Raw genomic sequence first — 12,895 nt, 5'->3', positions numbered from 1 at the left:
TGAAGTGCTCTTTGATGGTATTAATATTCATGGCAACACCTTAAAAAAGGAGCATAAGATCACAGCCCGCACGTCAGGTCAAACTTAACCTCGCATTGCGCAAAAAACGTTCATGATCTTGCCCTGGGTGAGCACTGCCATGATGGTTTTGGAGAGAACATCCAAAGCTTTGTAGTGCCCTGCGATCAAAATAATCAAACAAGTTACTAAAATGAAGCCGCTAAGTACGCTGGTCGCTATTTCAAATGGGATGAAGTAACCCAGTAAACTGGCACTGAATAACAGTAACGCAGCCGTATTAACTATTGCGGAGAAAATACTTAATAGAGTGAATCCCCACAGGTAGGTTTTTCCTAGCTTAGCGTAACCTTCAACGAGGCTTTCTCCGGTTCCCATGGTGTATTGAACACCAGCTTTAAAGAAAGGGTATTTGAATAAATTCACCAGTAAAATCAATGCCGCTAATTGCCAGCCATAAATTGCACCAGCTTGAGTGGAAGCGACAAGATGGGAGCCTCCTACTGCCGCTGCGGCCATCATGATCCCCGGACCAAGTGAGCGAACTAATTGTTTTAACCTGAGTTTTTCGGTGTTTGAATAAGGGACACTGTTTTCCATTCTCGATCCTTTTTCTACCTTTGACTTGCGTTTGCGGTCACTTGGTTTTAGGCCATGATTCAGCAATCTTCAGTGCCAGAGGTATGATTGATAGTTGTGTTTGATTTATTGTTATGGTCACTATCCCCTTCCTACTTGAAGCTACAGCGGTGTTGGCTACGTTGGTTCACACCGATCGCATCGTCTGCCTATGCTCATGGGGATGAACTCACTTGCCGCCTACCTACAACTCCAAGTTATTTGGGTATATGAATTATTGATCTTATGTCAATATATCGTATCAATATCATAGGTTAATATTCTGTCAACTTTTAGTTACGTTTTCGGTGGAGTTACTAAGCTCAAGCGATGCATAAAGTGCTGATCATCCCTCTTACTATCAATCTGCAACTTGACCCTATTTAAGTATATAATGCGGCGTTTTTTCCTGATGAGACAATAATAATGGCGATGATTGAATACCATCCCCCCACCGATCCGTGGATAGATGTGGTGTATGAAGATGAGTATATTTTGGCGGTCAATAAACCGTCAGGATTACTCTCTGTGCCCGGCAAACATATTGAGCATTATGACAGTATGTGGAGTCGTTTGGTGGCTGAGCATTCTGAAATCCAAGTCGTGCATCGTTTAGATATGTCGACGTCAGGTTTAATGCTGTTTGCTAAGAATAAATACATGGAAGCGGCGCTGAAAAAGCAGTTTCAGTATCGATTAACCCATAAAGTCTACTATGCGCGAGTATGGGGCAAACTTGAGCAGCAGCAAGGTGAAGTTGATTTACCATTAATTTGCGATTGGCCGAATCGTCCGCGACAAAAAGTCTGTTTTGAGCATGGTAAAGCATCGAAAACCTTGTATCAGGTGGTTAAGCAAGAGGAGCAGACAACGATTGTTCGTTTGTTTCCTGTCACGGGGCGTTCTCATCAGTTACGGGTACATATGTTAGCGATTGGGCATCCGATAGTCGGTGACGAGTTTTATGCTTCTCCTGACGCATTAGCTTTTTCTGATCGATTAGCCCTGCACGCTGCAGAACTCAGTTTTTATCATCCACGCAGTCATTGGCTGCGAACCATTTTTGTACCGTGTGATTTCTATCCCGAAGCTGAGGCGGTGATCTTGGATCATTTTGATCCAGAAAGAAAACTACCGGATTATAAAACTCTACCTCGTCCTTAATGTGATTGAACGAGACGAAGTGAAGTAATCAATGTGCGATTAAAGTGATTTGAGGGAGTGGTTTATGTCATTACTTAACATGGTGTTTTTGGATCGAGCGACGATCCCTCGTCATATTGATCTTCCCGATCTGAGCGTTGCTCACCAGTGGCGAGAGTATGATTTTACGACGCCTGATCAGGTACTTGAGCGTATCGGTGACGCTGATATCGTGATCACTAATAAAGTGGTACTCACTCGCGAGATACTGGCTCAACTGCCGAAACTCAAGTTGGTCGCGATTTCTGCAACGGGCACGAATAATGTTGATTTACCGGCGTGTCGTGAGCTAAATATAGCGGTGTGTAATGTGCAGGGGTACGCGACTCAATCGGTCCCTGAACATGTTATTGCGATGATGTTTGCTTTAAGGCGCAATCTCTTTGGGTATCATCAAGATATTGCTGCCGGAGAGTGGCAACGCAATAAGCAGTTCTGTTTCTTTACTCATCCGATTGGTGATATTGCCGGTAGTGTGATGGGTATTATTGGTGGTGGATCGCTCGGTAAAGCAACGGCAGCCCTAGCTCAAGCATTAGGGATGCAAGTGATGTTTGCAGAACACAAAGGTGCTGAGTCTTGCCGTGAAGGGTATGTTCGTTTTGAGCAGGTATTAACGACGGCTGATGTATTAACACTGCATTGTCCTTTAACGGCAGCGACCACCCATTTAATCAGTCAGCCAGAGTTGGCGTTAATGAAACCGAATGCGCTGGTTATTAATACCGGTCGAGGGGGATTAATTGATGAAGTGGCTCTGGTGGATGCGTTAAAGCAACGTCGTATTGCTGGAGCTGGGGTGGATGTGTTTACTCAAGAGCCCGCTGACATGGGGAATCCACTGATTGCCAATATGGACTTACCGAATTTATTACTCACTCCACATGTTGCTTGGGGAAGTGATAGTGCCATTCAACGTCTGGTGACGATACTAATCGCTAATATCGAGGCATTTATTGCTGGAAAGTCGCAAAATAGGTTGGTTTAGTTACAGGTATAAAGAGAAAGGCAGCGTTATTGCTGCCTTTCTTGTTAAGTAAAGATGATATTTATAAAGCGCTGATAGTGGCTTTTTGTTCGATTAACTTCACTAGGGTTTCTTGATAGCTATTGAGTTTGTCACGCTCGACAGCAACCACTGCTTCTGGGGCTTTAGCGACAAACCCTTGATTGCTCAGTTTGCCTTCGATGCGTTTGATCTCGCCTTCGGTTTTGGCGATTTCTTTCGCTAGACGCTCAAGTTCAGCTTGTTTATCAATCAATCCTGCCATCGGGATCATCAATTCCGATTTGCCGACCAGTGCGGTAGCACAAGCTGGCGTTACTTCATTGCTTTCAATCACTCGTACGGACTCAAGTTTGGCGAGAGAAATCAGCACAGGTTTATTGGCTTCAACGCGTGCGGCATCTTCTTCGCTAGCAACTTTTAACATTACCGATAAAGGTTTGCCCGGATTAATGTCATATTCAGCACGTAGGTTACGAATGCTGGTAATAAAGGCTTTTACCCATTCAATATCATCCAGTGCCTGTTGATTAAAGTTCTCTGGATTATATTGAGGTAGTGCTTGGAGCATGATGGTCTCGCCCTCAACCCCGTCAACCAGAGGCTTGATGCTTTGCCAGATGGTTTCGGTAATATAAGGGATCACCGGGTGAGCCAAACGCAGTGTTTTTTCGAGAACGGTAATAAGGGTGCGACGCGTACCGCGTTGCTGAGCTTCAGACCCTTTCCAAAGAATGGGTTTGGTTAGCTCTAGATACCAGTCACAGAATTGGTTCCAGATAAACTCGTATAAGGTATTTGCAGCCATATCTAATCGGAAGTTATTGATATGGTTATTAAACTCTTTGGCTGCTAGCTCAAGCTGGGATTCAATCCACTTGTCGGCCAGTGAGTACTCGATCTCACCAGCAGTAAAGCCACAGTCTTGCGCTTCGGTATTCATTAACACGTAACGGCTGGCATTCCACAACTTATTACAGAAGTTACGGTAGCCCTCTAAGCGTTTCATATCCCAGTTAATATCACGACCGGTTGAAGCCATGGCTGCTAGCGTGAAGCGCAGTGCGTCGGTTCCATAAGGTTCGATACCGTTTTCAAACGTTTTACGCGTGTTTTTCTCGATTTTAGCGGCAAGTTGAGGCTGCATCATGTTGCCACAACGTTTCTCAACTAATGACTCTAGATCAATACCATCGATCATATCGATAGGATCGAGGACATTACCTTTCGATTTTGACATTTTATCGCCATTTTCATCACGGATAAGGCCGGTGACATAAACGGTTTTAAATGGGACTTGAGGTTTGCCATGTTCATCTTTACAGAAATGCATGGTCATCATGATCATCCGTGCTACCCAGAAGAAAATAATGTCAAAGCCTGTCACCAATACATCTGATGGATGGAAGGTTTTTAGTGCATCGGTATTTTCTGGCCAGCCTTGTGTACCAAACGTCCAGAGAGCAGAGGAGAACCACGTATCTAACACATCGTTATCTTGCTTAAGCACTACGACTGGTGCAAGGTTATGTTTAGCACGGACTTCTTGTTCATCACGACCGACATAAACGTTGCCATCATTATCATACCAAGCCGGAATACGATGTCCCCACCATAGCTGACGAGAAATACACCAATCTTGTACGTCGCGCATCCAAGAGAAGTACATGTTTTCGTACTGCTTAGGCACAAACTGGATGTCACCGTTTTCGACGGCTTCGACGGCTGTTTTTGCTAACGGAGCTGTGCGCACATACCATTGATCGGTCAGCATCGGTTCAATTACGACACCACCACGATCACCGTACGGTACGGTCAGATCATGATCTTTGATTTCATCCAGTAAGCCCAGTTCGGTAAATTCAGCAACGATTGCTTTGCGTGCGGCAAAACGCTCCATACCGTGGTATTTTTCTGGAAGCTCACTGCTGTACACATCACTTGCTTCACCATTACTATTAAACACTTCGGCAGCATCACGAATGTTGGCATCAAAGGTGAGAATGTTGATCATCGGTAATTGATGGCGTTTACCCACTTCATAGTCATTGAAGTCATGAGCTGGAGTGATTTTTACACAACCCGTGCCTTTTTCCATATCGGCGTGCTCATCGGCAACGATAGGAATGCGGCGATTGACGATCGGGAGTAGGATTTCTTTACCGATCAATGCTTGGTAACGAGGATCTTCAGGGTTAACCGCGACACCAGTATCACCGAGCATGGTTTCAGGACGAGTGGTGGCGACGACAATATAATCTTTACCGTCCGCAGTTTTAATGCCATCGGCTAACGGATAGCGGAAATGCCACATGTGGCCTTTGATATCTTTATTTTCAACTTCAAGATCGGAAATCGCGGTGTGCAGTTTTGGATCCCAGTTAACAAGACGTTTGCCACGATAGATCAAATCATCTTCATACAAACGAACAAACACTTCTTGCACGGCATTTGATAGACCGTCGTCCATGGTAAAGCGTTCACGCTCCCAATCGACGGAAGCCCCTAGACGACGTAGCTGTTGAGTAATCGTACCGCCAGATTCAGCCTTCCACTCCCAAATCTTGTCGATAAACGCTTCACGACCATAATCATGCTTCGTTTTGCCTTCTTCTGCAGCAATTTTGCGTTCAACGACCATTTGGGTAGCGATACCGGCGTGATCCGTTCCAACTTGCCATAAGGTATTTTTACCCTTCATGCGCTCGCAACGGATCAAAGTATCCATGATGGTATCTTGGAAGGCGTGACCCATATGAAGGCTACCAGTGACGTTCGGTGGCGGGATCATAATGCTGTACGCTGGCTTTGAAGTGTCACCGTGTGGCTTAAAGTAGCCGTTCTCTTCCCAAGTCTGATAGAGAGCTTGTTCGATTGCTGTTGGGTTATATGTCTTTTCCATAGTGCTCTTAAATGGATACTGTGAATGGTTAATCTTAGTCAAACTTCATAAGTGAAGGATCTTGGTCAAGATCGCCTTAACTATAAGGTTTGACCTACGGATGCTGTAGCTCGACAGTTTGTAACTGATAGCCTGCTTGACGATAGATTTTATATCGTTCACGTGCCAGCTGCTTGGTTTTTTCTTCGCAGGGGACGAAGTCTACCACCTCTCTAAAGGCGTTCGCAAAGGTTGTATGATTATCGGCCAGATTTATTACCAATTGGCGGTTGTAGTTTGGCTTCACTCCGTGATAGCCAATTTCAATCGGAGTGCCATATTTGGGACCTTCACCGATCAGGTTATGAGCGATAAACTGGGTGGGCTCAACTTGCCAAAAGCGTTCCGCTAACTGTTCTGCGTGAAGCTGGTCTTGGCAATGTACGTACACCTTGGCACCTTGCCGAGCAAAATGGTGCGCTAGGTAAACAATATAGTGCTCAAATCCTGTAATGGTCGCTTGAGGGCTATCATTAGCAATTAAATAAAAGGTTGCGGTTGCCATTGGTTACCTCACATTGATTGCAATAAAAAAGGGCCGTTTGGCCCTTTTTTGAGGTTTATTCCTCGCTATCGTGGCCACTACGATTGAGGAGAAATTGCACTAACATCGAGACTGGACGTCCAGTCGAACCTTTGGCTGCACCCGATTTCCAAGCTGTACCAGCCACATCAATATGTGCCCAGTTATATTTCTTGGTAAACTTCGATAAGAAACATCCTGCGGTGATGGCACCACCTGGACGACCGCCGATATTAGCCATATCAGCAAACGGGCTCTTTAATTGTTCATGATATTCATCTGCTAGCGGTAAACGCCAAGCACGATCACTCGATTGCTCAGAGGCGTTGATCAACTCATGAGCCAGAGGGTTATGGTTCGACATAACGGCACTGATGTGATGACCAAGAGCAATGACGCAAGCTCCCGTTAAGGTTGCGACATCAATGACGCAATCGGGTTCAAAACGCTCAACATAAGTTAGCGCATCACACAGTACTAATCGCCCTTCAGCATCGGTATTCAATACTTCAACGGTTTGGCCTGACATGGTAGTCAGGATATCGCCTGGGCGATAGGCATTACTGCCAGGCATATTTTCACAACCAGCCAAAATACCCACCACATTAATGGGTAGATTCAGCTTTGCCAGTGCCTTCATGGCACCAAACACTGAAGCTGCGCCACACATGTCGTATTTCATCTCATCCATGGCTTCGCCTGGTTTGAGTGAGATACCGCCTGAATCAAAGGTTAAGCCTTTACCAACCAGCACAATCGGTTTTGCTGTTGGGTCTGCGTGTCCTTTATATTCGATCACCGACATCATGGATTCATTTTTCGAACCTCGGCCTACCGCTAAATAAGACGTCATACCGAGTTTTTCCATCTCTTCTTCACCAATGATTTTGGTGGTGATGGTCGGATAATCGTCCGCTAAACGACGGGCTTGAGAAGCCAAATAGGCTGGGTTGGCGATATTCGGTGGCATATTACCAAGATCTTTACTGGCTTTCACACCAGAAGCAATGGCTAAACCATGGTTGATGGCTCGTTCACCTAAGCTTAATTCTCGGCGAGTTGGAACATTAAATACCAGCTTACGCAGTGGGCGACGAGTTTCTGGCTTAACACTTTTAAATTGATCAAAGGTATACAAACCATCTTTGGTTGCTTCTACGGCTTGACGAACTTTCCAGTAGGTGTCGCGGCCTTTAACGTGTAACTCAGTTAAGAAGCATACTGCTTCCATTGAGCCAGTTTCGTTAAGAGTGCTAATGGTTTTTTGGATGATCTCTTTATATTGACGTTCACCCAGTTCACGCTCTTTACCACAACCTACCAGTAATACTCGTTCAGACAAGACTCCCGGAACTTGATGCAACAGCAACATCTGGCCCGGTTTTCCTTCTAGATCACCGCGACGCAATAGTGAACTGATGTAGCCATCACTGATTTTATCAAGCTGTTCTGCTACTGGAGAAAGTCGGCGTGGTTCAAAAACCCCCACCACAATGCATGCACTGCGTTGTTTTTCTGGGCTACCACTTTTAACACTGAACTCCATGCGTACTCCTACATCCTAAAGACAAATAGAACTAAATGTTAGATAATGCATTCTTACTTGATGAATCCGTTAATGGATCAACCTATAGTTTAGGTGTTCTAACAGATAGCGAAATTTTAAAAAAATAAAAGGTTCAACGGGAAATTATAGTGATTCAATCAAAAAAACAAGTTTTGCATAGGTTATTTCAGCGTGATTATTGTTAGATATTTGATCAGAGAGACATTAAAGAGCCAGTTTGCGATCTTTTTCGTGCTGTTTTTAGTGTTTTTGAGCCAAAAATTCATTCGTGTTCTCGCTGATGCTTCGGATGGTGAAATTCCTGCGCGAATGATCCTATCAATCGTCGCGTTAAATATGCCAGCGATGGGATTGCTCATGCTGCCGCTGAGCTTATACATCGGTATTCTGCTGACCTTTGGTCGCTTGTACGCAGAAAGCGAAATCACCGTAATGAACGCAACGGGTATCGGAAATAAGTTTCTGATCCGCGCCGCGCTTTACTTAGCGATCATTACCTCAAGTGCCGCGGCTTTTAATGCTTTTTGGTTATCGCCATGGAGCCAAGATAAAGAAGCTCAACTCATTGAACAGTTAGCGGCGGAAAGTAGCGTTGATTTATTACAAAAAGGTCAATTTCAGCGCTCGCCAGATGGTTCATCAGTGGTTTTTATTGATAACATCGAAAATAGAAAGTTACAGAATGTTTTTGTCGCACAGCTTGCCCCCCGTCAATCGATTTTACCTAGCGTGATGTTTTCTGATTCTGGCGAAGTCAAAGAATTGAGTGATGGCCGGCAGATGATCACTATGCATAATGGCGTTCGTTATGAAGGGGTTCCGACGCGATTAGACTATATGATCACGCGTTTTGATCAATACGAAGGTCTCATTGGTCAACGCTCGGTCAAGGCTAAAGGACGTGATTGGCAAGAGACGCCGACTTTAGCTTTGATTCGGAATCCGGATCCGCGTGCGCAAGCAGAGCTGCAATGGCGTATTTCATTGGTATTGTGTATTCCACTATTAACAATGTTGGTGGTGCCACTGTCGGCAGTCAATCCGAGACAGGGACGATTCGCCAAAATGGGCCCTGCCATTTTGATTTATTTAACCTATTTCTTAACCATCAGTGCCATGAAATCGGCTTTAGAAGATGGAACGATTCCGATTGAAATCGGTATGTGGCCCATCAACGCCGCCTTGTTATTTGCAGCGATTATTGCAAATACCTTGGATAGCGTATGGGTAAGAAAGATAAAAGACAAATTCAGACCAAAGCGCAAGGTGGCCTAATTCGTGTTTAAAATTTTAGATTGGTATATCGGGCGAACCATTATTGCAACCACAACTCTTGTACTGGTGACCTTCGTGGGCTTGTCCGGCATTATTAAATATGTTGAACAGTTAAGAAAAGTTGGCGATGGCAGCTATGATCTTTTGCAAGCCTTGTTTTTTGTGCTGTTAAGTGTGCCGCGTGATGTGGAAATGTTTTTTCCTATGGCAGCGCTACTGGGTGCGCTCATCGGTTTAGGAGCCTTAGCCGCCAGTTCAGAATTAGTGGTGATGCAAGCCTCTGGCTTTTCTAAATTAGATATCGGTTTATCGGTGCTCAAAACCGCGATTCCCTTAATGATTATTGTTACGTTACTGGGTGAATGGGGCGCTCCTCAAGCTCAAAAAATGGCGCGTGATATGCGCGCCTTCGCAACCTCTGGTGGTAATATCCTTTCCGTAAGGACAGGTGTATGGGCCAGAGACGCCAATGATTTTATCTTTGTTGCGAAGATTGATAATGAACGCCTCTATGGTCTGAATATGTGGCGTTTTGATGAGCAGAAACAGCTTCGTCATGTGGTATTTGCTGAACAGGTGGATTATTTAGGTGATAATCATTGGTTAATGAAACAAGTACAGATAACTGATTTACAAGATAATGTGGTTCTGACCAAACAATATTTAGATGTCTACCAATGGCGTACGGCCTTAGCACCCGATAAATTAGCGGTTGTGACGGTTAAACCTGAAGAGCTCGCCTTAAGTGGTCTGTATGATTATGTTCATTACTTGAAAGCCTCTGAGCAAGACGCCTCTCGTTATGAATTAGCCTTGTGGCGTAAATTGACTCAACCATTCTCGATTGGTGTGATGATGTTGATGGCATTGTCATTTATTTTTGGTCCACTGCGCAGCGTAACCATGGGAGCGAGAATTCTTTCTGGGGTGATTGCGGGTTTCACTTTTTACATTTCCAGTGAGTTTTTTGGTCCATTAAGCTTAGTTTACGGTTTCCCCCCAGCTTTTGGTGCTATTGCCCCTAGCTTGGTCTTTCTCACGATTGCCGTTATGTTATTACGTCGTAAGTTGTAGAATGAAACAAAGAAGGGGAGATAATTTATCTCCCCCTTATTCTTTTCGAGCAAGATACCTTTCTTTTTACAGCTCAACGCCGCTTGGTTATACGTTTCAACGAGATTGATTGACTACAACCACTTCTGTCTTCGCCCATATATCTTGAAAACTGCGTTTTTGTGGATCAATCAGCACCGTTAGATTCCCTAATCCTAGCCCTGCAGTTGCAAGCCGAATAAGAGCTTGTGTGGTCGTAATTAAGCTACCGTCTTGATTACGGACCAAGATCTTTGATGCTTTCATGCCTAAGGTTTGCCCATGCTTGGTCCAACAATAAACAAAAAAGTAAATCCAAATGGTAGCCAAATACAAGGTATAGGCTGGACTGAAAGTGGGATGACGAGTTAAAAATTGGCTGACATTTTGATAAGGGCCATAACTTAGGACACCAATGGCGACTAAGGTTTCTAAAATAACCATTATCATACCGCCCGCGACGATCAATAAAGAAACAACAATCAATGAATCATAGAGTAGAGCGGTCAATCGGCGGAAAAATCCGGCTGACAGTAAGGTTGAAGTTTTATTCATAGTCGTCTGTGTAAAGTGCGATAAATGACCATCAGCATATCGGTAGTTTGTCGCTCTGGAAAGAGAGTTAGAAAAACAAGAGGCGTTGTGGCGAAATATTCAGCAAACGATTTGTTTTTCAATATTTTGTTATTGCGCTAGCGTCGTTCTTACGTATAATGCCGAACATCAGATGGCAATAGCCAAGATGCCGATGTGGTGAAATTGGTAGACACGACGGATTCAAAATCCGTTTCCTTCGGGAGTGGCGGTTCAAGTCCGCCCATCGGTACCATTATTTATACAACAAAGCCTCGACGAAAGTCGGGGCTTTGTTGTTTCTGAACAAGTCACATCGATATTTTCAATTTCATGCCGCTAATATGTTAACCGCAAGCACAGTTAGCGACCTCTGAGGGTGATCTTGCCCTGCGTATCTCCTACACTAGAAAAAATTCTATTTTGTTGGTCCTGATCGTGGCAAGTACAAGCATAAAAATCACCGTCGATAGATTGCAGCCAGGTTTACATATTCGCTTACCAGTTAAATGGAATGAGCATCCTTTCTTATTTAATAGTTTTAAAATTCAGTCCATTGAACAAATTCAGTTGATCAAGCACTTGGGCATACAGCACGTCTTTTTAAATCCCGCACAAAGTGATACTTCGCCTTTACCTCTCGATAGTGAGTCTCAAACAGTAGCAGAACCGACGGATCTTGATGAACAGGCGGATAAGCTCTGGCAGGAGAAAGAACAGCGGATAGAGAAACTCAATCGTTATCGTCGCCAAGTATTAGAGTGTGAAAAAGAGTTCGAACGTTCTTTGGCGCGTATGCGAGCAATTATGAATAAAATTCGTAGTCGCCCGGCTGATGCTATTGATGAAGCCAGTGCCTTAGTTGAAGAGATCGTCGACAAGTTATTGAGTGATGAGAATGTTACTTTGCACTTAATGAATAGTAAAAGTGAATTTGAAGATATCTATTTCCATTCACTGAATGTTTCGGTGATCTCAATGATGATCGCTAAAGCTAAAGGGCTCACAGAGCAACAAATCAAACAAATTGCTTTTGCAGCACTATTTCATGACATTGGTAAAATAAGAGTACCGAGTGCGATTGTACGTAAAACCACTCCGCTCACTGAACCAGAGAAAAATTATCTTAAGCTACACACAAAATATGGCTTAGAAATGGTGAGTAGTTTTGAAGCTTTTCCAGAAAGCGCAAAAATTGTTATTGAGCAGCACCATGAGTTAAGCGATGGTTCTGGATACCCTAAAGGTCTTAAAGAAGCCGATATTGATGAATTAGCTCAAGTCATTTCGGTTGCGAATGCATTTGATAATCTGTGTCATCCAGCGATTGCCAGCGAGCAAAAAATTCCTTATATCGCACTTTCTTATCTATATAAAAATGCCAAGCATCTTTATAACCAGGAAAACTTAAGTATTTTAGTGAAATTTATGGGGGTATATCCACCAGGTACAGTAGTGCAATTGTCGAATCATGCTATTGGCTTGGTGATATCCGTCAATGCTAAGCAGCTATTATCGCCGAATGTATTGATTTATGATCCTTCGGTTCCTAGAACACAAGCGCCGATTATCGATCTCGCCGATAAGGAAATAAAAATCCTGAGTGCAATTTTGCCACATAAGCTTCCTGATAACATTCGTGATTACTTAAACCCAAGAGCTCGTATTTCCTATTTCTTTGACAGTGATGATTAGTTATCCACAGGAAGGTGTGGGTAATATGTTGGCTATATGATGATAAGTGGTAGGTAAATAATGGCTTGCTGGTTATTTGCGCAAACAGTGTTTTTTTCGGGAAAATTTAAAATTTACGCTTGCCAAGTTTATCGAACTCCCTATAATGCGCCCTCACTGACACGGCAGACGCCGCAAGGCTTCAGGTAGTGTTGGTTGAGGGAAAGCTTCTAAAAAAGAAAATTTGAAAAAGTGTTTGACTCTTCAAATTAACTCGCTAGAATTCACCTCCGCTTCGAAGCTCAACGAGAGATTCGCAAGCCAGCTCTTTAACAATTTAAACCAATCAATCTGTGTGGGCACTCGTTGATGATAATCAAAATGCTTAGCAATAAGCACTTCGGT

9 protein-coding genes, 1 tRNA gene and 1 pseudogene are annotated in these 12,895 nt (G+C 43.8%); 6 read left to right on the top strand and 5 right to left on the bottom strand.

The genetic code is table 11. The features are described 5' to 3' along the window. Window positions 1-96: 96 nt before the first annotated feature. A pseudogene (locus FKN88_RS16890) lies at window positions 97-618 on the bottom strand (divalent metal cation transporter); the annotation flags it as partial. A 444-nt stretch (window positions 619-1,062) separates the two neighbouring features. Here FKN88_RS16890 and FKN88_RS16885 point away from each other — a divergent pair. Together FKN88_RS16885 and FKN88_RS16880 are read left to right on the top strand one after the other, a co-directional pair. Then, window positions 1,063-1,800 (top strand): pseudouridine synthase, encoded by a 738-nt coding sequence (locus FKN88_RS16885; RefSeq protein ID WP_161426689.1) that lies wholly within the window; start codon window positions 1,063-1,065, stop codon window positions 1,798-1,800. A 64-nt stretch (window positions 1,801-1,864) separates the two neighbouring features. Further along, complete coding sequence (locus FKN88_RS16880) at window positions 1,865-2,827, top strand: D-2-hydroxyacid dehydrogenase (RefSeq protein WP_154170085.1); 963 nt, start codon at window positions 1,865-1,867, stop codon at window positions 2,825-2,827. 61 nt (window positions 2,828-2,888) lie between these two features. On the opposite strand, the gene FKN88_RS16875 is transcribed toward FKN88_RS16880, so the two are convergent. The 3 genes from FKN88_RS16875 to pepA all read right to left on the bottom strand — a co-directional run bounded on the left by FKN88_RS16875 (window position 2,889) and on the right by pepA (window position 7,855). Continuing rightward, a complete protein-coding gene (locus FKN88_RS16875; RefSeq protein ID WP_154170087.1) occupies window positions 2,889-5,747 on the bottom strand; it encodes a valine--tRNA ligase in 2,859 nt (952 codons plus the stop codon). A 94-nt stretch (window positions 5,748-5,841) separates the two neighbouring features. After that, window positions 5,842-6,291, bottom strand: a complete 450-nt coding sequence (locus FKN88_RS16870; RefSeq protein ID WP_154170089.1) for a DNA polymerase III subunit chi — start codon at window positions 6,289-6,291, stop codon at window positions 5,842-5,844. A gap of 55 nt (window positions 6,292-6,346) precedes the next feature. After that, entirely contained in the window at window positions 6,347-7,855 is a 1,509-nt protein-coding gene (pepA, locus tag FKN88_RS16865) for a leucyl aminopeptidase (protein WP_004394608.1), read from the bottom strand. 192 nt (window positions 7,856-8,047) lie between these two features. Between pepA and lptF the strand changes: the two genes are divergently transcribed. Together lptF and lptG are read left to right on the top strand one after the other, a co-directional pair. Then, window positions 8,048-9,151 (top strand): LPS export ABC transporter permease LptF, encoded by a 1,104-nt coding sequence (gene lptF, locus FKN88_RS16860; RefSeq protein ID WP_072670376.1) that lies wholly within the window; start codon window positions 8,048-8,050, stop codon window positions 9,149-9,151. 3 nt (window positions 9,152-9,154) lie between these two features. Further along, entirely contained in the window at window positions 9,155-10,225 is a 1,071-nt protein-coding gene (gene lptG, locus FKN88_RS16855) for an LPS export ABC transporter permease LptG (RefSeq protein WP_004394610.1), read from the top strand. A gap of 96 nt (window positions 10,226-10,321) precedes the next feature. Here the strand turns inward: lptG and FKN88_RS16850 are convergent, their stop codons facing one another. Beyond that, window positions 10,322-10,798, bottom strand: coding sequence for an RDD family protein (locus FKN88_RS16850; protein ID WP_154170091.1), 477 nt, complete (start codon window positions 10,796-10,798; stop codon window positions 10,322-10,324). A gap of 189 nt (window positions 10,799-10,987) precedes the next feature. Between FKN88_RS16850 and FKN88_RS16845 the strand changes: the two genes are divergently transcribed. Then, window positions 10,988-11,072 (top strand) — tRNA-Leu (locus tag FKN88_RS16845). 182 nt (window positions 11,073-11,254) lie between these two features. Next, window positions 11,255-12,511, top strand: coding sequence for an HD-GYP domain-containing protein (locus tag FKN88_RS16840; protein ID WP_004394611.1), 1,257 nt, complete (start codon window positions 11,255-11,257; stop codon window positions 12,509-12,511). Window positions 12,512-12,895 lie beyond the last annotated feature (384 nt).

This window comes from Vibrio sp. 2017_1457_13 (genome assembly GCF_030851525.1).
In the GTDB taxonomy this organism is placed as follows: Bacteria; Pseudomonadota; Gammaproteobacteria; order Enterobacterales; family Vibrionaceae; genus Vibrio; species Vibrio metschnikovii.
Note: the sequence above shows the minus strand (reverse complement) of the source record. Positions and strands in the feature narration are given on the sequence as shown.